The sequence below is a fragment of the Arthrobacter sp. FB24 genome, assembly GCF_000196235.1.
Lineage (GTDB): Bacteria > Actinomycetota > Actinomycetes > Actinomycetales > Micrococcaceae > Arthrobacter.
This window is the reverse complement of record NC_008539.1, coordinates 44,776-65,499: the sequence shown is the minus strand read 5'-3', so window position 1 is coordinate 65,499 and position 20,724 is coordinate 44,776. Positions and strand designations below refer to the sequence as shown.

The window sequence follows — 20,724 nt, the reverse complement described above, 5'->3', positions numbered from 1 at the left end:
GAACAATGACCGCATGAGAATAGAACTGCTCCACATCGATGACTGCCCCAACACGGAAAAAGCGCTCGAGCAGGTGAAAGCCGCCCTGGCCGCCCTCGGGCACGACGACGTCCCGGTCCATTTGCGGCACATCAAGTCTTCGGCAGATACGGCCGGAACCGGATTTGCCGGTTCGCCCACCATCACCGCGGACGGGGCCGATATCTTCCCCGACGGCGCTCCAAGCAGTGATCTCGCATGCCGGATCTACCCCACCCCCGGCGGACATGCCGGCGTGCCAACCGTCGATCAAGTCATGGAAGCGCTCACGAACCATGGCCTCTGACACGTACCGCCAGTGCTCCTGCTGCGGCCGGACAATGCAGCGCAAGAAACTCCATGCCCTCGGCGCCGAACCCGCCTACATATGCCGGCGATGCGGGCTCTGGGTCGCTCTAAGGCGTCGGACCAAAACCTGAGTCAGCCAACTCTACGGCCGCCGATTAGCCAGTGCAGAGGACGTCTGACATTCCGTGCAGACGACTTCTGAAAGTGACATAAACGCCCGAAGATGACGGTCCCGCCACCGTGATTCCCACCAAAAATGCATGTAGAGAAACCCCTAGAAATCAAGGATAGACCTCTATTCATTCAGTTGAATGATTGCTAGAATTGAGGCAGCAGTACAGAGCAGGCGAACCTAACTAAGAGTGATACGAAACCGAGGACTGACCATGACTGTCACCATCTACACCAAGCCCGCTGGATGCTTTGGCTGTGCCAAGACCAAGCAGAAGTTCGCGGAGGCCGGCGTCGACTTCCACGAGGTCGACGTCACTACCAACCCGGCCGCCTTCGAGTACATCACCGAAGAGCTTGGTTACTCCCAGGTCCCTGTCGTCGTCTACGACAAGGACGGCACCGAGAATCACTGGTCCGGCCTGAACCCCGTCCGGATCGATCAAGTCATCAGCATTGAAGCAGCCGGCCGCGTCCGCGAAGCCTAGAAACCAGTCAGGGGAGAGCTCCAATGTCAGGCGATACCAGCATCACCGTCATCGGAAACCTCACTGCCGACCCCGAGCTGCGGTTCACCACAGCCGGCACGGCCGTCGCGAACTTCACCATCGCATCCACGCCCAGGGCGTTCGATATCGAGCGCAACGAATGGGTGGACGGGGTGACTCTGTTTCTTCGTGCGCATATCTGGCGGGGAGCGGCCGAGAACGCCGTCGGGTCCCTGACCAAGGGCATGCGCGTGATCGCAACGGGTGAATTGAAGTCCCGCAGCTATGAGACGAAGACGGGGGAGAAGCGCACCGTGCTTGAACTCGAAGTCGAAGAGATCGGGCCGTCCCTGCGATACGCGGCAGCGGCCGTGCACGGCTCTTCGCGCGCAGCCGTAGACGCAGCGGAAGAAGAACGCCACAGTGAGGAAATCCACCCCGTTGATCACTTCAGTCTCAGCGCCCGCGGGTACACCAACGACGACCTGTGGTTTGGCATGGACGCCAACCCCGCCGGGCGCATCAGCACCACCCGCCCCCAGGACCCCGAACCTGCGTACTGACCACAGTCAGAGCCAGCGGCTACGCTGACTCCAGAAATCCATGCACCGAGCCCTACGAAACACCAAGGAAACCGCTATGACGCATGAAGATGATCTCCGCAGCTGGGCGAAAGGCTCCTACACTTCGGAGGCCGGAACAGAGCTGCTGCTGCGCGCCTTCGGTGGCCGCTACGCCGCCGTCGGCAACCCCTGGGTCCACGCCAGCGGCATTACACCCGAGGGCTACACCGAGAACGCGTGGATCGATTTCGAAGCCCTCGGAGAGCACGCCAACAACGGACCCTACTCCGGCGGGGAACGGCGATTCCTGCTGCTCGCGGCGTCCCTGGCGGAGGACGTTCCTGTCGTCCTGAGCGAAGTCGTTCCTGGCTTGGACCGGCAAAACCTTGATCTGGTGCTCGCCGCCATTGCCCACGCCGGCGGCAGCCACCAGCACTCCGATATCGATGAGAACGACGACGGAAGCATGACGCTTCGCCCCGGATACCTCGACAGCCTCCACCCGTGGCCACGGAGCCTTCGTGCCGTCTAAAAAGATCGCGGCTTTCACTCCCTACTTCACGGAGGATGAGGCCGGCCGGGTCCGGGCAGCGTTCCTGGCCGCCGGGCCGTTGGAGGGTGATGCGAGCGTGTCGGACTTCATCGTTCGTGCAACGATGCGCGAGGTGAAACGCCTGGAACGCAAACACAACCACGGCAGGAAATGGGAACCGGCGCCGGCCGGATCCCTCCGCCGCGGGCAGCGCACAAAGGACGAGCTGCAACACCGGAACGAGGTGGATTGAGAATGCCGAAACGGACAGAGGAATTGAACGAGGAACCTGCGCCGACGACGGGGCCCGTGTTCCCCAGGATGCTGACTCTGGAACAGGTGCAGGAGATTCTGAACGTCAAAGGCGCGCTCGTCTACTCGCTGGTTCGCAGCGGCGAGCTCCCTGCAGGCCAGTTCGGCGGAAGAGGCGTGTGGCGGGTCCGCGAGAGTGACCTCATGGCGTACATCGATGCAGCATTCGCGAAGACCGCAGAGCGCATCGCGGCCGGTCAGATCAAGGATGACGACGTCACCACGGAAGACTGAAGGAACGCGGATAGGAAGAAGACCGGCCCCTGAAAAGGAGGCCGGCCTTCTTCGCGTCTGCCCACCGGAGCCGCCTGTGGTCGAGGGCTGAAAAGACCTGGCCAAACGCCCGGGCCGATGGCGGGAGCAGCGTGTCTTGGTCCATGGGGAACGTTGCCGCTGGTGACCGCCCACTACACAGGTTGTGCACGGCCGCCGGTCCCGGTGGCGAGGTGTCGGTCGGAGGTTCCCTGGGGGTGGTGTGCAGCCGGTCAGCTGGGTCCCGTCGTCCACGTGGGTGCGGGAAAAGCCCGAAGGTTTTAGCTTTTGCCGTGCCCATGTGGACGAGGGGTGATGTCCTTGTCAGTGGTTCTGGTTCGAACAAAGACTGTTTGGCTAGTGGTGATGCGCGGTTCCGCGCTCAACGAAGAGCCTGTGTGCTTCGGTCAGCACTATGCTCGCCGTGTTCATTAGCCACCAAAGGTGTTTGTAGCTACCGGTGACCATGTAGGTATCGTCGTTTAGTCCGGCATTTAACGGTTCCTTGTCGCTCAGGATCAAGCCAGCCCAACGTTTGCCGTGTGCCATTCCGCTTGCCAATTGCCAAGCCCCGAGCGGGTTGATGGCCTCAAATGCGGAGGCCGTTCCGACTTCGCGAAGGGCGCCAGTCACGGAAAACCCGTCCGTAACGTTCTTCCAGGTGATGCCGTCAGGGTAGCGAGCGACCATGGCTTTGATGAGTTCAACCCGACGCGTGTAAGTTTTTTCCCCTGAACCGCCGTACTGAGTCAGAGCGCTGAGGCTCTTCTTCGCATCGTCCAGTTCCAGCATGGCGTGACGATGGATCCTTTTAGGCCTACTCGAAGGCGTGAGAACCCAGTACCCCGTACCGGCGCATTCGATCACGTTGCGGACCAGCGTGTAGGGGGCGAATGGGTGAAGGGCGAGGTTGGTGTGTGACCCAACCTCGCTTTTGATCAACATGCTGCGGATGGCGCTGAAATTATCCGCCGCTGCGATAAGTAGATAGCGAAGGTAATAAGACAGCGGAAGTGCCGGAGAGATCTTGTCATCTCCCACTAGTGCAGATCCAGGTCGGACTTCCATCCTCAGGTTGATGTCATCGCTAAGGTGCGTGTGTCGATCCAGCAGGTTCATGATGCGCTCAGCCCATTCGTACTCATCCGCGGCCGAAGGCAGGAGAAGGTGGCTTTTCGAATCGGGAGAGCTGTTGCCTGCTGAGGTTCTGGCGTCGTCCACGGCGGGCTATTGGTTGTCGGAGCCGGTAGTGTCACTCAGTTCATTCTCGCGTGCAGTTTCATCACTTTGCTTTGTCTGGCGCGTGGTCTTAGAGCCGCGGGGACGGCCGCCGGCTTTCTTGGCCGGGGCGTCGAGACCGAAGCCCCGCAGGTCGGATTCGGTCCAGTCTGCGCGCAGAGCTGCCTGGTAGTCCTTGGCGTACTTCTGCTCTGCTGCGGCAAGCATCTGGGCAGCCTCCTGGACTTCAACACCGCTGGCAGCGGCCCTCTTCACGGCGTTTACTTTGGTGTCCCTGGCGGCGTCGATCTTCGCGGCGGCTTTTGCGGCAATGTCGTTGATATCCATATCCAAACCCTACCGGCCACTGCTGACACCCGGAAGCAGGTTTTTGAGGGACCACGCGCAGAAGGCAAAAACCCCCTGAGAAGACCGTGCGGAGCAAGCTATACACTTACACGGGTGTAAGTGGCTTGTTGCGCTCGACACTGGTGGTCGAGTGCGGCACACTGGTCAGTGTGGTCCCCGGTTTCGGGGTCGCTGCGCTGGGCCTTTGAAGGGATGGATTGAATGTCGGATGAGGGATTCACTCACCGTTTCAATCTGTCGCGCCGACGCCGGGAGAACACTCCCGCCGGTACCAAGAAACGCCGTGACCTGTGGGTCACTGTTGAAGAGGAAGCCGCGCTTGTCGCGAGGGCTGAGCGGGAAAAGGTGACCGTCCCGAACCTGCTGATCACCTCGGCATTGTCCGAGGCCCAGGAGACGACAACGGAACGCCGTGCTGCCATCGCCGAATTGATGTCGCTGCACAATCTGCTGGCCCGTTCCTCGAACAACATCAACCAGCTCGCCCGCCAGGCCAACGCGACCGGCGAGTTCCCCTCCGAGGCCCACGAAGCGTTGAAGCACCTCCGGTCAGTGGCGATGCGCATTGACCGCACCATTGAGGGGCTGATGTAGGGATGATCCCCAACATCACCCGCGGTTCACGCATGGGCGGGCTCATGGTTTACCTGGCCTCGACCGACGCCAACAAGACCAAGAACGCCCACAGCGATCCGCACCTGGTGGCCGGGGACGCGGCGATCATGGCGTGGTACGACGACGGCGTTCTGGACCGTGACGATGCACTTGCTATTGCCAGGCATCTTGACCAGCCGCGCAGGGCATATGACGTATCGGTGCAGATCAAGGACATGCAGTGGGACGCGGCCAAGAAAGAGCGCGTCCACGTCGGCTACAAGGACGCCAGCGTGTGGCACTGCTCGCTGAGTCTGCGCGCCGAAGAGGGCGCGCTGACGGATCAGCAGTGGGGCGACATTGCGAACGACTTCGTGGACGCCATGGGCTTTACCGAAGTCAGCGGAAAGGCCCGCTGCCGGTGGGTCGCGGTCAACCACGGCACGAGTGAGAACGGCAATCACCACATCCACCTAGCCGTCTCGCTTGTCCGCGAAGACGGCACCAAGGCATCCACCCACGGCGACTACAGACGCGCGCAGCAGACCTGCCGCGAGCTGGAGGTCAAGTACGGGCTGGAACAGCTCTCCACCGTGCACTCCACCCGTGGCTACGACCGGGCCGAGAAAGCCACTGCCGCCCGGGACGAGCGGGAAATGCACCGTTCATCTTTGGCCCGGAAAGTCCGTGCCAGCGCCAGCGCCTCGGCTACCGAAGGTGAGTTCGTCCGGCGGGCCCGCGACACCGGCATGCTGGTCCGGCCGCGCTACGCGAAGAACACCACCGACGTGATTGTCGGGTACTCCGTAGCGGAGCGGCCCAAGCAGGGCGAACGGCCCATCTGGTTCGGCGGCGGCACCCTCGCGTCCGACCTGAAGCTCGGTGCTTTGCGTGAAGAATGGATGGACTCACCGCACCTGGCAACCGAAGCCGCGGCTGAATGGAACGCAGCTGCCCGCAACAGGCGCACCGTGTCCAGGACCGGCCCCGAGAACGGAACACCACCGGCGGAAATGTGGGTCGAGTACACCCGCAACGCGACCGCACTGGTCGAGCAGCTGCGCACACTGCCCCGTGATGACCACGCCACCTGGGCGAAAGCAGCGAGGGAAGTATCCGGCGCGTTCGCGGCCTGGTCCCACCGGCTCGAACCGACGCCGGGCCCGTTGGCGGCCACCGCCGCCGAGCTGTCCCGCACCGCCCAGCTCCGCGCCCCCCGACAGCACGGCAAGCCCGTCGCACTGCCGTCCATTGCCGGGACTGCCATGTTGTTCATGGCCGCGTCCAGCAAGAACAAGACGGCCGCCCAGTCGGCGCTCATGCTGCAGCTGGTGAACACTGCCTTCGCCATCCACGAAATGCACCAACAGTCCGGACGAACCCGTGAAGCGCAGAGGCTCCGTGCCGTCGTCACCGAGCAACTGAAACCGTTCGCGGCGACGATGCCCCGGCCGGTTACCGTCGGCGCACCGGAACAGGCAGCGGCCCCGAACTCCGTAGAACTTGGACTGCGCGGCATGGCGCCCCTCCGTCCAGGGTCAGCGGTGCCAAGCACGCCAACGCCGGCCAAGACCCGCCAGCACACGGGCCGTGATTCCGGCCCCGTGCTGGACCGATAACGACCACCACCAACTGCAAGGGGAGCGCGATGAGTGAATCAGACGGAATAGATGAAGTTCTGGACGGCGGAATGCGGCAGTCCCTGATCATCGCGTCCCGCATTGCCGAGACGCTGGCCCGTCGCCGGCAGGAGTCCCAGCGGCAGCAGGAACATCAGGATGCCCAGGCAGCGCACGAAGCACAGGCACGCCTCACGGCAGACCGCAGCGCGGCGCACGCCGCGCTGGCACCGGTCAATAGGGACCAGTGGTGGGACAAAGCCCAGCCCCACGACATTGCCACGGCACATGCCGTCGCTGAAGGCTGGAAGGACCACGACCCGACCGCCCTGGCGGCCTCGGAAAAGATCCGTCAGGAAGTCTTCACGCGCTACGGCATCGACACCCGCGACATCGGCGCGGGCGACGCCTACCTGGAGTCAGGGATCCGGACCGCCGCTACGGAAAAAGCCCGGCAGAGCGCACTGGAACGCAGCCAGGAAGAAACACGCACGGCGGCCGTCGAACATGAGAAGGCCATGGGCCTGCTCGCTGCTGCCCGTGTCGAAGAACTCCGCGCCCGGGCCGCGACACTGGCCCCGGAAATGGAACGCCACCAAGTGCCCATGGAGTACCTTGCCAACCCCGAGCTCGCCCGGGCATTGCAGACGGCACACGCCGCGAAGACCCCCGCAGCAGTGGCAGCCGCCGACGCCACCGTGCAGGAACGCATGTTCCTCATCGGCAAGGACGGCATCAACGGCCCCGACATCGACCAGCTCCGTGCGGAGACCACTGCGAACGTCAACGGTGCCAAGGATTCACACTTCGAGGATCCCGCATTCGTCCAAGCAGCCAAGGACATGCACGAGGCCAAACTCCTGGCAGAGGGCGGTTTCACAGGCACGGAGCGGACGCCCGTGGAGCAGCGGTACGAACGAGCCGAAAAGGAACTCTTTGCCCGCATGGAAAGCGTCGGCCGCGAAATCGAAAACCGCGTCACCGGCAACGACAACAGCCGGCTAAAAGACCAAGGGTTGAAGGCTGAAAGCACTTCTGCCGCGGACTATGGATCAGCGGAGCGTCAGGAAGCATTCGCCGCGTCCCTGGCCACTACCGGCGCCAACGAAGTGCAAGTCCGGGGACGCGCCGCCGCAGAACGCAGCGAGGGCACACACCCCCGCGCGGCCGTCACCATGGGCAAGGGCGCAGCCAAGGCCAAAAAGACCCGCACCAGCCTCTCGGCTAGCGCGAAGCGGTCCCAGAGCGGTCGCAGCCGATGACGGCTCCCAGAGTTAGACTTGGAGTCTTTAGGAAGGGGTACTCAGCAAAATGACTTCCCTTTTGGCGCCCCCATTGAGATCTCCAGCGCAGTTTCCAGCCCCCTTTGCGCGCGAAGCGGACATGCTGCTTCCCCTGCTCACTGGGATCGCCGATGGTGTACTCGCCCTCCGGGGGGAGCCGTTTTTTGAAGTGCAGACCCTACACGGAATCGCTGACGTAGTGTTTGCGGACGTGGACCAGGAGGTCATGTCCGCGAGAACTCGGTTAGGGCTGAGCGCCGTCACTGAGATATCAGAGGTTGCCACGCTGATGGCTTTCCAGTCAGGTAAAGACCAGGAAGCCCCTCAGTTTTTGCAGACCGCGTCGCTCGCAGCACGGACGGGAATCAGCCCCGGGCACTTAAGGTCCAAAATTCTACCTCGGCTGGTGGAGAGGGGATGGATCCTGTCTAGAGGAGGCGGCTGGGCGCTTAGTGCCAGTTTTATTCCTCCGGTGAGGTCGATGACCGCTGTTGAAATTAAAAGGACAGATTGGCGGCGCGCGTTGTCCCAAGCTAATTCCTACACTGACTTTTCAGATGCGGCCTATGTAGCAATGGATTGTGCGCGAGTGAGGGACACCGCTGCGATGAGTCCAGCCTTCAACTTCAGCGGCGTGGGTCTGCTGACGGTGCGCTCGGACGAAGGGGCCAAAGGCGTCCAACGGAGGATAAATGCCCGCAGGCGACGTCGCCGGGGTCTACCGCATGCCGTTGTCGCCGAGCGCATCGCTGACCTCATCAAGAACGAAAGCAGATCAGGTGAAGTGGGCCTTGTTTTCGGGCAGTTCCTGACGACCACCTCGGGGTTAGATCCTCGTTTTCGTCAGTGCCCTGAGGGCTAGCGCAGACGGGCGCTCCATAGAGGCAAATGCTTTGGTTCGTTAGTCGCGGCTAGGGGCACTCTCCGCGTGGCTGTCGCAGCCTGGGTGGCTGCGGCCCGAACGATACGACGGGCGCCCGCCCGGCGGCCTCGAGCGCTTGTTGAGATAGTGGCCGTAATATCGGCCACCTGCCGCAGATAGTGTGCTCCCGCAAGTGCCTTGTTCCACTGAGTGAGTTTCCGCTGACTTGCGCAGAATCGGCATCGGCAAGCTCCGCCAGCCAATTGATCCAACTGGGTTGCAGTGGTCACGTCAGTGACATGGAGGATATCTGTAACGAACGTGCGGTTCGTGGGGGCAGGTCGGGGGTTCGTCCTTTTCATCCGGATGACGCGGGTGTCAGCAAAGGCTCGCTCGCCGGAGCCGATACCAGTGGAGTAGCCGTGGGCTCCCCAAGCAAGTGCTGCCCACCCGGTGAGGCCCGTGTTAGGGAGGATCAACACTTTGTCGTTGTCTTCAAACACATTGGCAAGCTCGACATAACCATCAAGAATGGCCTGGTCTAGGAGCTGTCCGTAAGTCTGGGGCATCAAGGGCCACCTGACGCGGATGTAAAAAACGTCTTCATCCATGTCGAGGATCTCGTTGAGGAGCTTGTCTCTCAGGTGGATATTGGTGAGCCACTGGCATGACAGCGTAATGTTTACCGCAAGGTGTTCCCCTGGAGTCAGCGCAGTGCGCGCCCATGAAGCGTGCTGCCGAGCCTCCGTAAGTGCAGTTTGAGCGCTTGTGGGATCGGCCCAGACTCCGGGGGTCAGCAGGACAGACGCGCCCATGGATCGTTGGGCGTCCAATACATCCTTAACCCAGGTCGCATTCCTTCCTCCAACCTGTGGGTCCCCAAAGTATTTCCAATGAGCGCCAGTCCTGCCCACCAACGGCTTGTCCTCCCGTTGAGCGGCAATATACGGTCCCAAGGAATCGTGTCGTGCGAAAGCTTCCGGATCCGCGAAACGAAGGGTCGTGGAAGGCATTGACTCGAAGAATCGTTTCAGGGCCTGCGGAGTAGTTCTCGGCACGGACGCGGCGACGCCAACGTGAAGTGCTCCGCCATGCTTGACTGTTATATCGGCTGCCACTGCAGGAAGGATCGCAGAGTGGTGGGCGCTCTTATGGAGCAAGAAAAGGGGCGCCCCAGGCTTTAGCGCTTGAGCCACAGGGTCTTGGGCCTCCTCGGTGTCTTCGATGGTGATTCCAGGATCCGATTCGGGATCAGACAATATTTCTGCCGTTTCCGGATCAAACTCAAAGTCATCGGATTCGTCCAGGGCGTTGGCCTCAAGAGAGTCGACTATGAACTCAAGCGTGCTCTCATCATCATCGCGTGACATTTTATCTCCTAGGAAAGTCGGCTTTTCGCTTTAGCAAGTGTTCCGCGCCGGTGAGGAACGTCCGATAAGCAGCGCGTTATCAGTTCCCGTAGGTCATCGGGAACTTCCTGAGGGACGACGGGAGAGTCTTCGAATCTTCTAAAGGCCTCGTCTATGCCGATCTTTTCGCCGGCCTTGAAATATGGGTGGTTTCCCGTGGCAGCTTCGAAAAGGATTTCGCCAATGGCCCATAGATCACTTGCCTTGAGCGCCCGCTCTCCGCGGAGTTGTTCCGGGGCCATATACAAGGTCGTGCCGACGAGCGACGGGTATCGGGTGACTGACTCTACGTCGAGGAGTTTCGCCAGACCCAAGTCGAGGATCACAGCAGAGTCGAACTTTCCGTCTCTGAGGGCGATGTTCGCCGGTTTGAGGTCGCGGTGCAGGAGGTCGGCGGCGTGCATCGCAGAAACACCGTCCAAGAGTCCGTGTGCCAGGCCGCGGAGTTCGTCACCGGTGGGGCGACCTGCAGAGATTGCCTCGGCGAGGTCGCAGCCAGGGATGAATTCGAAGACCATGATTGGCCTTTGTGTACCTGCAATACTCATGGTTTGTACGTCAAAGAGCTTGACCACATTTGGATGGTTTACTCGACGATAACCTTGGATCTCGCGCAGGATCCGCTGAGTGTCGTAGCCGTCTCCATGAATTATCTTGTATGCGGCGTCCGCCTCGTTGTAGGGAGCTCGCCAGACTTCTCCGAAGCTTCCGGTGCCTCGATACTCCACATTGCTGCATTGCAAGGCGTCTTCAATGGCGGCCCGTGGAAATATCTGTTGCAAGCTACACCCCTCGATAGGCAGTCATTAGTAAAGATACTTGAGAATCCGGTGGCGCCCTCCATCTGGAGTCTCACCTTTTCCTAGGCATGTCGTTTTAGGTAGCTTGTGTCCGTGCGTCGCGGAACCAGCCGTCGGGTGCTTTCTTTGGTTCCAGATGGTCGGGGTCGCGGTGTTCTTTCATGTCGCAGTTGTAGAACGGCCCCTGGGGGTTCAGCAGGACGGCCATGTGGTGGTCTGCATGATCCCGCCACCAGACGCTCATGCCGGTTGCCGGGTCGAGACGCAGGTGCTCCCAGGAACGCCACAAGGCCGCAACGCGGGAGACGGCTTCGGGGTGGAAATACCACTCGATGCACCACTTCGCGGTCTTTCCGGTGACGCTGCGGACGTATGTCGGCAGCAGCTGTTCGTGAAGGAACTCTTCGGCCGTGCCGTAGACGAGCTCCGGTGCCTTCTCCGGTTTGCCGTCTTCGCCAACGCCGGGGTTGAGGGCGGGGGTGTCCGTGTCGAACAATCCGAAATCATCTGCCATGGCTGATCGCTTCCTTACCCGGTGACCCAGGGATTAGCGACCGGAGCGGCGGGCACCGGGACGGCCTCCGGTTCCTCCGGGCGGGGGCTGTACTTCCTGATGGACGCCTCCACGGCTTCCTTGTGCCGGCCGGTGTACCAGGGCATGGTCCGGACCAGCGTGGCGGGTGCGCCGGAGGCGAGGACCACGGCGCGGCCACGGTCCAGCTCCGCGAGGTTGGAGACATCGAAGATGCGTTCCTTGCCCTCCTGGCGGGAGCGGCTGGAGCCGGACTTGCCGGAGGAGACGGAGACGTTGGTGTAGCTGTAGTCCCCGATCAGGTCCGAGAGGGCGCGTAGGAAGCCTTCTTCGGCGACGCCGCCGCCGTAGACCTTGACGTTCGCGGCTGACCAGATTTTCCGCATGTTCGCCTCGCCCCACAGTTCAACGCCTTGTGACCAGGACTGCAGGATGCCCATGACGATCAGGCCCTTGGAGCCGTAGTGGCTGAACTGGTCCGGCAGGGCTGCCCAGCGGACGACGTTGGCCAGCTCATCGAGGGCGAACAGTGCCGGTCTGGGCAGGCGGCCGCCGCTGCGTTCGGCCCGTTCCTCCATCGCCTCGGCGATCGCCACCGTCAACGCTGTGGTGAGCGGGGAGGCGGAGCCGGCCCCTTCCTTGGAGAGGATGTAGATCGTCTCCTGGGAGGCGGCGAAAGCGTGCGGGTTGAACTGCCGGCGGGTATCCGTGGCCACTGTCGCACCGCCCATGGGAGCGACCCAGCGCAGCGTGTTCCTGCTCTTGAGGCACTGGATCATCTTCTCGGCCGTGCCGAAGATGCCGTCGCGCTGTTTGTCGGCCAGCTCCAGCGTGGACTCCAGGCCCTTGTACTGCAGCTCGTAGTCATGCTCTTTCAGGATGTTGATTGGTTCCCGGTTTACCTGCTCCGTCACCCACAGGTACACCTGCGTAATGGGCAGCCCCCCGAGGGCGGCCGCGAGGAAGTACGAGGAGAGGATGTCTTCGGCTTTGGGGTCGAAGTAGGCATCCGGCTTGGAACCCGGGACCCGCGACCCAACCGAGAAGTGCTGCGTGAGCTTGTAGGCCTTCTCTTCGTCGGTGACGTAAGAGAGCGGGTTCCACCACCACTGTGCTTCCTCCTGCGCGATCTTCTGCGGATCGAACACCCATACCGGGGCCGTGAGCTCGCGGACGCCACGGGTGCCGTCCACCACGTCACGCTTGTTCGAGGTCGACACCACAGCACCCGGTGCGTCCAGGATCGCGGGCATAACCCGTGAGGTCGACTTACCGGTACGCGGCCCCCAGATATCGAGGCTGAGGTCTTCCCAGGACTGAATGAACGTCTGGCCGGTGGAGACAACCTTGCCCACCACGATGCCCGGCGTGCCTGTCACTCCCAGCCGATCCGCCGTCGCTTTCGCGCCCTTCTCGGAGAACGCAGCCAAGGACTTCCCTCGACCCAGGTACCGTGCGGCCTTGTCGACGCGGGCACGCTTGGAGGCACCCTTCCTCCAGGCCACGAGAACGACGATGGTCAGGGCCAGGACCACGCCGGCCATGAGGGCGGCCGCGACGGTGGACTGGACGGGCCACGGCACGCGGCCCTTGACCAGCCCGGCGATCAGGTCGATGGGATGTTTGGGGGGTGCGTCTATGCCGGCCATCCAAGATCCCAGGTGGACGGCCGCGTAAGTCCCGCCGCCGACGATGACGATGAATCCGATGGCGAACCAGACCAGCAGGGCATCCCCCAGGCCCATTCCCTTACGGTTCGGTGCACTCACAGTGTGCCTCCTTCAAGGGGCAGGTCAGGGGTCATTGGCTCGAGGAGGGTTTCCGGGGCTATCTCTATTCGCTCAGGTTCGTTGGCCTGTTCTGCGGCCGGGATTCGCGTTTGAGCAGGTGATTTCGGTTCGGAGCCCCTTGGGGCCCGAACCGACGAACCATCGACGAGAGTGACGGTTTGGGCGTAATGTCGACGCATGCTCGCTCCTTCTGAAGTTGGTAGCTGATGGTGCTGGTGGCGTTGCCCGGTGGCGGCGCCATGGATCCGGCGTTCTGGAGTGTGCAGGCGGCCGAGGATTTCGAGCAGGAGATCGTTGACCAGTACGCGCTGGCGATGGCAGCGGCTGGTTTGAGCGATCCGCATATCCGCAATACCCGGGCGACGATTATTGAATTCGCCCGGTCGGTGACGGGCCCGCTGTGGGCGGCGACCTGCCAGGACGCCGACCGCTTCCTGGCCGAACAGCGCAGGCTGGGTCGCAGTGTGAGCACCAGAGCCGGCAAGGCCGGGACGCTGGCGCTGTTTTACGAGTTCATGATCAGCCGTTACCAGGGCCGGATCCATCGGGTGGCCGGGGTACTGGTCGAGCAGCCCATCGATGAGTTCAACCGCCAGTCCGGGGCGTCGCTGGGCAACGTCAGAGTGCCGCCGTCCGATGCCGAGATCGACGCGTTCTTTAGTTGTTGGCGGCACTCGATCCCGCAGGCCCGCAAGTATCTGCCCGCCGCGCGGGACTACTTCGCTGCCTCGCTGTGGCGTCGGCTGGGGTTGCGGATCAACGAGACGGTGATGCTCGACATCCGGGACTGGCGCCCGGACCTGGGCGGGTTCGGCAAGCTCCACGTCCGGTTCGGCAAGGGAGCACAGGGCCGTGGCCCGAAGCCGCGTCTGGTACCCGCGATCAACGGCGCGGCCGAGCTGATCGACTGGTGGCTGGGCGAGGTCCGACACCAGTACGGCGAGGACTGGGGCGACCCCGGCGCACCCCTGCTCCCCTCGGAGCGGTTCGACCGCGAGCTGGGACGATGCGGCCGGGTCGGTGGCAACGCGCTGCGGCGCAGCCTGGGCTTGCAGGTCGAGCAGTGGTTGCCGGCCTGGTCGGGACGGATGACGCCCCACGTTCTGCGGCATTACTGCGCCTCCTCGCTCTACGGGGCCGGAATGGACATCAAAGCGCTTCAAGAGCTGCTGGGGCATCAGTGGCTCTCGACTACCTCGGGTTACATCCACGTGCGCAGCGAGCACGTCGAGCTGGCCTGGAAGAACGCCAATGAGCGGGTCGAATCCCGCTTCGCAACCACACAGAAGGAAGGATGATGCCGTGCTGTGGAATCTGCGGATCAGAGCCGCCGAACGCGGGGTCTGGAAGTCAGCGCAGATGCGCCGGATGCTCGCCGATGCCGGGCTGGAGATCAGCGCCGGGAAGATGTCCTCGTGGTGGGCCGGGACACCGGCGACGATGAGACTCGAAGAGCTCGACGTGCTCTGCTCAGTGTTGAAGTGCACGCCGACGGACCTGATGAGCCCCGAGCCGGACAAGGTCGCGGCACGTCGTCCACGCGCCACCGAGACCGTCAACGGCGATGACCAGGGCCACGGCGCCGGCAATGGCGGGGCATCGCCGGTCGTCACGCCGAGATTCGGCAAGCCGCGGTCCGAACCGCCCCTATAGGCAGGGCTGTTGTGAGTCCTGCCCCGGGCCCGACGGCGCCGCTGCGGCCGCCATCGATGTGCCCCCGCTGCCAAATCAACCGTGTCGCCTGGACCTTCCCTCGGGTGGACTATTGCTATGTCTGCCTTCCCGGCGGGCCGTTCATTGCACCGCCGTGCTCCAAGTGCGGAACCGACATGGGCTACTTCAGCCAGGGCATGTGTGCCGGCTGCCATCCCGGCAGCCCACAATACCCAGGCTCGTGCAAGGACTGTCTGGCGTGGGGTGTCTACCGCCGCTACAAGTGGACGTGCTGGCCGTGTCGATGGTGGCGTTCCCACTACCCGGAAGGAGTCTGCGACTTCTGCGGGCGCGCCGCCCGTGTCGGAGAGCGGCGGGCCTGCCGGCTGTGTCTGGAGCAGGCCCGAATGGTCCAGGAGCCCGGACACGGCCTGGACCTGGCCGGCGCGAATAGGGATGGCCACCAGCTCTTCTTCGCCAACATGAGCTTCCACCGCCGCGGAGCACCACACTTGAGCCCGGACCAGCGCGCCCCATGGAAACGGCGGGACAAGAACAACCCGCCCGGCCCCGGATCTGCTGCCGACCACGGCGGGCAGATGACGTTGTTCGATATGGCGCCCGATCCCGCCGTCGTCGCAGCGCGTCTCCGCCTCGAAGAAAGGGACCTGACCCGCTACTGCGCCGCCATCGTCCGTGAACACGCCGAGAGGGCCGGCTGGAGCAAGCGGCAACGCAACGACGTAACCCGCTCGCTGCGGCTGCTGCAGGGTTTCCGGCTCAGCCCGACCGCGAAGATCCGCGCCACCGACGTCCTCCAGCTGCGCCAATACTCCGGCAACGTCCTCTCCACGATCGACGTGCTGGCCGCGGCCGGCCTGCTCATCGAGGACCGGCCGACCCGGCTCGAACGCTACTTCGCTGCCAAGACCAGCACCCTGCCACCGGTCATGAAGGACCAGCTCGAGGTGTGGCTGCAGGTCCTGACCAACGGCGCCCACCAGGCGCCACGGCAGATCCCGCGCGACCCACAGACCATCAGGGCGCACATCATGGGCATCGAACCCATCATCCACGCCTGGGCCGGAGCAGGCCTCCAATCCTTCGCCGAGGTCACCCGCACCGACATCACAGCCGCGCTGGACGAAACGACGGCCCGCCGCCACATCGCCGGGAACGGACTCAAGTCGCTCTTCACGACCCTCAAAGGCCGCCGGCTCATCTTCGCCAATCCGACCCGCGGGATGAAGGCGTCCCCGAAGGCCAGCACTATCCCTCTCGCCCTGGACGCCGCAGCGATCCGCGAGGAGCTGAACTCCCCGAAGCCGGTCGTCGCCCTCGCGGTTGCCTTGGTCGCCTTCCACGCACTGACCAAGAAACAGCTCAGCGAGCTGCGCCTCACCGACATCAGCGACGGACACCTGGTACTCGGCACCCGCGACATTCCGCTGGCCGCGCCCGTGCGCACCCGCCTGGCAGCCTGGCTCGACCAGCGCAACCGAACCTGGCCAGGCAGTGCCAACCCGCACCTGCTCATCAACCGGCGTACGGCGCCCCGGCTCCTGCCCGTCAGCCGGCAGTACCCCTGGACCGGATTGACGCTGCGGCCCCAGGCGCTGCGCGAGGACCGAATCCTCCACGAGATCCACGCCACCGGCGGCGACATCCGCCGCATCTGCGACCTGTTCGGGCTCAGCGTCGAAGGCGCCACCCGCTACCTCAACACCGTCGAGCACCCCGACCTCACCCTTGAAGGCGAACAGGTTCCCCGAACCTGAGCACCCACACCCGCTGCAACCCCCGGGCATGCTCAAGTTCCCGCCAAAAGCGTCAAAATTCACGCGAACTTCTCAACGTTCTCATGCCACTTTCCTTCGGTGTCGTTGACTCCGTCCGGGCCCTGTTCGAGGGACGTCAGGCCCACCAGGACGGGGATGCCGGGACGGCCGCCGACCTTGATCAGGAACTTCCCGCGTCCGGGGGGTTCGACGTCGAGCCCGCGGGAGTCCCATGCGGGCGGGTCCTGCCAGGAGATGAGCTTCTGCTGTTCCTGCCGGGACAACGGGATGGCCGAGGTCAGCAGCGGCATCTCGGAGGCCGGGAGGCCACCGCAGATGACCATGCCGGAGCGTTCCACGAAGCCGCGGGCTTTCATCCGGTCCTCTTCTGCCGGCAGTGCCAGCAGGTCGGACATGGTGTGGGAGATCATGATCTGCCCGACACCGACGGAGCGGTTGAGCCGGGTCAGGGCGTCCACCCGATCCACCATGCCTTTACCGGCGCGCAGCGCCCGCCAGAGTTCATCGAGGACGACGAAGTAGTTTCGGCGCGGTTCCAGGCCGGCGTCCGCGAGGGCGTTGGCGACGTTGACGGTGCCGAAGCCGTAGGACCAGCACGCGAGCAGGATTGCAGCTTGGAGGTCGGTTTCGGTTTCGTCAATGCTGGAGACGTCGAAGACCACGGCGCGGTCGCGCATCATGGGGTTGGTGGTGTGCCGGGAGAAGATTTCCCCCAGCTTCCCGCCACCGGTCAGGCCCAGCAGGGTTGCTTCCAGTGCCCGGGTCTCCTGCAGGTAGACGGCCATGTCCCCACGGTCCAAGGCGACCTGCCGCAGCTCGTCGGGTGCGGAGATGATCACGTCCAGGAGGTCTTTGAGGACAGGAACACCGTCGAACCGGTCATCGAGGACCCGCAAGGCCCGGTCCAGGATTGTCTGTTCCTGATCGGTGGGCGGGTTGTTCCGGCTGATCGTGATCAGGGAGACAACCATTGTCAGGCGACGGCCGTGCGCGTCGGCGCGGACCCGGGCGGCGTCCTCGTGATGGCCGCTGGCTTCGAGCAGCTGCGCCGCTTCGACGGCCTGGCCGGGATCGAGGATGTTCAGGTACCCGACGCCGCGGCCGAGCTTGATGACCTGTCCGCCGAGTGCCTGGACCGCTTTGACGTGCTCGCCTTTCAAGTCCCCCAGGATCAGAGGGTGGACGCCCTGAGCGGAGAGACCGATGAACATCCGGCGCACCACGGTGGACTTTCCCAGCCCCGGCTTGCCCAGGATGAACGCAGACGGATTGGAAATCAGGCGTGCCCGCTGGAACCAGCTGATCGGGTCACAGCAGACCGTGGCCTGGGTTTCCTCGTGGCGTCCGAGCGGGACGCCGATCATGGGTGAGGAGGCCCCGGAGGAAAACGGCCACAGCCCGCACACCTGGACCGTGGTTCCCCGGTATTCCTTCACGGAGGGGACGAGGGCGGCCATGCCGCCGCCGCGTCCGGTCCAGCCCCGGGCAGAGGGCCCGGGCTGACGCTGTTCCTTCTCCGCCTTCTTCTTCGGCGCATTCTTGACCGGTGCTGCGGCCTTCTTGGCGGGGCGGGTGAAGAGTTTCATGCGGGCCATTACAGGGCATCCTTGATTTCGGAGGGCAGGAGGCTGTGCTTGGGAAGGACCAGCCCGAGCGGCAGGGACGCGGCGAACGCGGTGTCCTGGGCGCCGTAGGCGCGGCGCAGCAGCACCCGGGCGGTGCCGGAGGTCTGCTCCACGGCGGCCACGGCATCTGCGAGGCGTTCCTTGTCGGTCACGGTGGCGGTGACGACCATGCCGAAGTTCACCAGCCCGGCGCCTTGGGCTTCTTCTTGGGCGGTTTGCACGGCGGAGCGGGCATCGACCAGGGCACGGGCGGACGGGCGTCCCCCGGAGGTGATGCGCACGTTGGCGTTGTTCTGGTCCCTCTCAACCACGGCCGCGGCACGGGCCGAATCCATCGGGCGGTAGAGCAGTGAAATGCGCTTGCGGTCGATGTCCCCGTGCGGGGCCAGCAGCCGGGACAGGACCGAGGAGTTCACCGACCCGCGCGGGGCACCGGTCATGGTCCACGAGACGGAGAACGCGCTGTCATGCCGGTAGTCATCCCAGGACGCCTGCGTCGCGGAGGGTCCGACTTCGCCCCAGGTCAGGGACACCGGGGAGCCGGCGGAGTGCGCTTCGTCAATGATCAGGGCCGCGGGCGGATCGTAGGCGATCCGGACGACCTCGCAGAGTTCCTGCGCGGACATCGGCCGGGCGATCCCGGCGCCGGTGGACTGCAGCCGGGCCGACAGCCCGGGGATCCGGGACGCGAGGTCACGGGCGACGTCCTCGGGTGTGCGCTTCTTCGCGCCCGCCCGCAGGGAGGCGTTGAAGGACAGGGACACCCAGGCCCGGACCGTGGCCGAACCTTCCGGATACGTTTTCACGACCTCGTTGAGCACCTTTTTGGCAAATTCCGGGGCGTTCGGGTCGATGTTCATCATGACCTCATTGCGGAGCCGGTAGCCGGAGTCCGGTGCGGTCTCCACCGTCACGGCGGCGGCGTCCAGGCCCGCTTCGTCCCCGAGGCCGGCGAGCCAGCCGCCCCAGTTCGCGACCCACGCATCGACCTGCTCCGGGTCCACCAGGGACGCTCCGTCGGGTTCGGTGGAGAAGATCACGGTGTAGTGGCTGGTGGCCGGGACATGCAGGAGTGCGAACGGGCGCTTGTAGGAGTCGGTGAATTCGTAGAGGGTCGACTTCGCGGCAAGTCCCGGCAGCTGGTACATGCCCCACTCGGCGACCCCGAGGGGGCCGGAACGGTAGAGGTTCGTTCCGGAGGACTTGGCGAGACGGAAGCTCATCCGTGTTCCGAACCGGTCAACAACGGACTGGCCGTGCTTGTCCTTGACCGTCAGCAGCAGGGCGGCCGCCCCGGCGACGGCAAGGACAGCAAGGCCCGGGAGCAGGCCCCAGATGGCGAAGCTGATGATGCCCAGCAACAAACCGGCCATGACAATGCCGGTGCCGATAGCGCCGAGGTTGCCCAGCCCGGCAGAACGCGGGACGCGCCAGTTGCCGTAGGACGGTTCCTTGTATTCGGTATTAATTGCTGCCACTGGGGCCCTCCCCGGTTGAATCCTGCGCGGTCTGTTGTGCGGCCTGGGAAACCCTGGACGCTGCTTGTGCTCCTACGGCGACGGCCATGCCGGCCGGACCTGCAGCTGACGCTGCACCCGAGGCGGCGCCTGCGCTGCCTGCGGCTGCCCCTGCTCCTGCGCCGGTAGCGCCTGGCGCGACGGCTGTGGCGGCGCTGGTGGCCCCGCCCGGACCGGTCGCCCCGGGCGTCGGCTTCCCGCCATTCCCTCTGAGGCCGGTGGTTCCGGTGCTGCCCTTCGGAGATGAGCCTGACTGGTTGTTTTGTGTACTGGCCGGTGTCGGGGTGGCGTTGCCTTTACCGCTTCCGCTGCGGCCCATGGAGACGGCACCTGTGGCCATGGCCCCCACGGCGGCTCCTGCTCCTGCTCCCCCGCCGGAGGCGACGGCACCGACCATCGGCGTCACGAATCGCATCAGCGCCGGCAAAGCGAACAGCGCGACGATCATCAACGTGAAGCCCGTGATGGACGTGATCAACGAATTCTTCCCACTGTTGCTGCCCATGAGGAGGAATGCGACCGAGTAGACGATGGCTGCGGCAGGTTTGTAGAGGATGAACGCGATAGTCCAGCCAACTGCTTTCTGGAACCACTGCCTGCCCATCTCCGTGTTGGTGAACGCGGCCGTGGTCGGCAGGATGCCCGCCAGGATCACCAGCATGCCGCTGCGCACCACCATCAGCACGACCTGGACGAGAGATGCAATCAGACCAATCAGCCCCAGAACGATCAGGATAAACACCCCGACGCCGGTCTGGTTGGTCATGACCAGGATGTTCATCGCCTCTGCGAAGCCCTTCCCGTCTGTCGAACGCTCGATGACGGCGACAGCGAAGGCGTCGGCCGCGATCACCAGAATTGAGATGACACCCAGGCCAAGGCCCGACACCAGAGTGAGCGTGAGCAGCGAACGGAGCAGGTCCTTTAGCGGCGCCCCACGCTGTTCCCAGATCATCCGGATGCCTCCGAGGATGACGGCGAGTACCGCCAGCGCCAGCGTCCAGGGCAT

21 protein-coding genes are annotated in these 20,724 nt (G+C 63.9%); 12 read left to right on the top strand and 9 right to left on the bottom strand.

Features of this window, described 5'->3' with window-relative positions; genetic code table 11:
* Positions 1 to 13 precede the first annotated feature (13 nt).
* The 6 genes from ARTH_RS22825 to ARTH_RS22800 all read left to right on the top strand — a co-directional run bounded on the left by ARTH_RS22825 (position 14) and on the right by ARTH_RS22800 (position 2,627).
* The gene (locus ARTH_RS22825) at positions 14 to 325 is read left to right on the top strand and encodes a hypothetical protein (RefSeq protein WP_011689837.1); all 312 of its coding nucleotides are present in this window, start codon (positions 14 to 16) and stop codon (positions 323 to 325) included.
* Positions 326 to 713: 388 nt separating this feature from the next.
* Positions 714 to 986 carry a glutaredoxin family protein gene (locus tag ARTH_RS22820; protein WP_011689836.1) on the top strand — a complete coding sequence of 91 codons (273 nt, stop codon included), beginning with the start codon at positions 714 to 716 and terminating at the stop codon, positions 984 to 986.
* A 23-nt stretch (positions 987 to 1,009) separates the two neighbouring features.
* A complete protein-coding gene (locus ARTH_RS22815; protein ID WP_011689835.1) occupies positions 1,010 to 1,549 on the top strand; it encodes a single-stranded DNA-binding protein in 540 nt (179 codons plus the stop codon).
* 76 nt (positions 1,550 to 1,625) lie between these two features.
* Positions 1,626 to 2,081, top strand: a complete 456-nt coding sequence (locus ARTH_RS22810; RefSeq protein WP_011689834.1) for a hypothetical protein — start codon at positions 1,626 to 1,628, stop codon at positions 2,079 to 2,081.
* Positions 2,071 to 2,334: a ParB family protein gene (locus ARTH_RS22805; RefSeq protein WP_011689833.1), complete on the top strand. Its 264-nt coding sequence runs from the start codon at positions 2,071 to 2,073 to the stop codon at positions 2,332 to 2,334. Before ARTH_RS22810 ends, ARTH_RS22805 begins: the two co-directional genes overlap by 11 nt.
* A gap of 2 nt (positions 2,335 to 2,336) precedes the next feature.
* Positions 2,337 to 2,627 (top strand): helix-turn-helix domain-containing protein, encoded by a 291-nt coding sequence (locus ARTH_RS22800; RefSeq protein WP_011689832.1) that lies wholly within the window; start codon positions 2,337 to 2,339, stop codon positions 2,625 to 2,627.
* 375 nt (positions 2,628 to 3,002) lie between these two features.
* Here ARTH_RS22800 and ARTH_RS22795 read toward each other — a convergent pair whose 3' ends face one another.
* Positions 3,003 to 3,866: a hypothetical protein gene (locus ARTH_RS22795; protein ID WP_011689831.1), complete on the bottom strand. Its 864-nt coding sequence runs from the start codon at positions 3,864 to 3,866 to the stop codon at positions 3,003 to 3,005.
* A 6-nt stretch (positions 3,867 to 3,872) separates the two neighbouring features.
* Complete coding sequence (locus ARTH_RS22790) at positions 3,873 to 4,211, bottom strand: hypothetical protein (RefSeq protein ID WP_011689830.1); 339 nt, start codon at positions 4,209 to 4,211, stop codon at positions 3,873 to 3,875.
* A gap of 222 nt (positions 4,212 to 4,433) precedes the next feature.
* On the opposite strand from ARTH_RS22790, the gene mobC reads away from it, so the two are divergent.
* The 3 genes from mobC to ARTH_RS22775 are packed head-to-tail and all read left to right on the top strand — an operon-like array spanning position 4,434 to position 7,707.
* Positions 4,434 to 4,826: a plasmid mobilization relaxosome protein MobC gene (mobC, locus tag ARTH_RS22785; RefSeq protein WP_011689829.1), complete on the top strand. Its 393-nt coding sequence runs from the start codon at positions 4,434 to 4,436 to the stop codon at positions 4,824 to 4,826.
* 2 nt (positions 4,827 to 4,828) lie between these two features.
* Positions 4,829 to 6,445: a relaxase/mobilization nuclease domain-containing protein gene (locus ARTH_RS22780; protein ID WP_011689828.1), complete on the top strand. Its 1,617-nt coding sequence runs from the start codon at positions 4,829 to 4,831 to the stop codon at positions 6,443 to 6,445.
* A gap of 29 nt (positions 6,446 to 6,474) precedes the next feature.
* The gene (locus ARTH_RS22775) at positions 6,475 to 7,707 is read left to right on the top strand and encodes a hypothetical protein (RefSeq protein ID WP_011689827.1); all 1,233 of its coding nucleotides are present in this window, start codon (positions 6,475 to 6,477) and stop codon (positions 7,705 to 7,707) included.
* A gap of 879 nt (positions 7,708 to 8,586) precedes the next feature.
* Here ARTH_RS22775 and ARTH_RS22765 read toward each other — a convergent pair.
* From ARTH_RS22765 to ARTH_RS22745, 4 genes are all read right to left on the bottom strand, one after another.
* Positions 8,587 to 9,960 carry a hypothetical protein gene (locus ARTH_RS22765; RefSeq protein ID WP_011689825.1) on the bottom strand — a complete coding sequence of 458 codons (1,374 nt, stop codon included), beginning with the start codon at positions 9,958 to 9,960 and terminating at the stop codon, positions 8,587 to 8,589.
* Positions 9,961 to 9,968: 8 nt separating this feature from the next.
* Positions 9,969 to 10,781, bottom strand: a complete 813-nt coding sequence (locus tag ARTH_RS22760; RefSeq protein WP_011689824.1) for a serine/threonine-protein kinase — start codon at positions 10,779 to 10,781, stop codon at positions 9,969 to 9,971.
* Positions 10,782 to 10,875: 94 nt separating this feature from the next.
* Positions 10,876 to 11,313 (bottom strand): DUF4913 domain-containing protein, encoded by a 438-nt coding sequence (locus tag ARTH_RS22750; RefSeq protein ID WP_011689823.1) that lies wholly within the window; start codon positions 11,311 to 11,313, stop codon positions 10,876 to 10,878.
* Between the two features lie 14 nt (positions 11,314 to 11,327).
* Positions 11,328 to 13,100, bottom strand: coding sequence for a type IV secretory system conjugative DNA transfer family protein (locus ARTH_RS22745; protein WP_011689822.1), 1,773 nt, complete (start codon positions 13,098 to 13,100; stop codon positions 11,328 to 11,330).
* Between the two features lie 227 nt (positions 13,101 to 13,327).
* Here ARTH_RS22745 and ARTH_RS22740 point away from each other — a divergent pair, with 227 nt between their 5' ends.
* From ARTH_RS22740 to ARTH_RS22730, 3 genes are all read left to right on the top strand, one after another.
* Positions 13,328 to 14,419, top strand: coding sequence for a tyrosine-type recombinase/integrase (locus ARTH_RS22740; protein ID WP_052309843.1), 1,092 nt, complete (start codon positions 13,328 to 13,330; stop codon positions 14,417 to 14,419).
* Positions 14,420 to 14,423: 4 nt separating this feature from the next.
* Entirely contained in the window at positions 14,424 to 14,774 is a 351-nt protein-coding gene (locus ARTH_RS22735; protein ID WP_011689820.1) for a helix-turn-helix domain-containing protein, read from the top strand.
* Between the two features lie 407 nt (positions 14,775 to 15,181).
* Positions 15,182 to 16,552 carry a hypothetical protein gene (locus ARTH_RS22730; protein WP_232223691.1) on the top strand — a complete coding sequence of 457 codons (1,371 nt, stop codon included), beginning with the start codon at positions 15,182 to 15,184 and terminating at the stop codon, positions 16,550 to 16,552.
* 59 nt (positions 16,553 to 16,611) lie between these two features.
* On the opposite strand, the gene ARTH_RS22725 is transcribed toward ARTH_RS22730, so the two are convergent.
* The 3 genes from ARTH_RS22725 to ARTH_RS22715 are packed head-to-tail and all read right to left on the bottom strand — an operon-like array spanning position 16,612 to position 20,724.
* The gene (locus ARTH_RS22725; protein ID WP_011689818.1) at positions 16,612 to 18,168 is read right to left on the bottom strand and encodes a hypothetical protein; all 1,557 of its coding nucleotides are present in this window, start codon (positions 18,166 to 18,168) and stop codon (positions 16,612 to 16,614) included.
* Positions 18,168 to 19,676 (bottom strand): SCO6880 family protein, encoded by a 1,509-nt coding sequence (locus ARTH_RS22720; RefSeq protein WP_011689817.1) that lies wholly within the window; start codon positions 19,674 to 19,676, stop codon positions 18,168 to 18,170. The genes ARTH_RS22725 and ARTH_RS22720 overlap by 1 nt, the downstream gene beginning before the upstream one ends.
* The gene (locus tag ARTH_RS22715) at positions 19,663 to 20,724 is read right to left on the bottom strand and encodes a hypothetical protein (RefSeq protein WP_011689816.1); all 1,062 of its coding nucleotides are present in this window, start codon (positions 20,722 to 20,724) and stop codon (positions 19,663 to 19,665) included. The genes ARTH_RS22720 and ARTH_RS22715 overlap by 14 nt, the downstream gene beginning before the upstream one ends.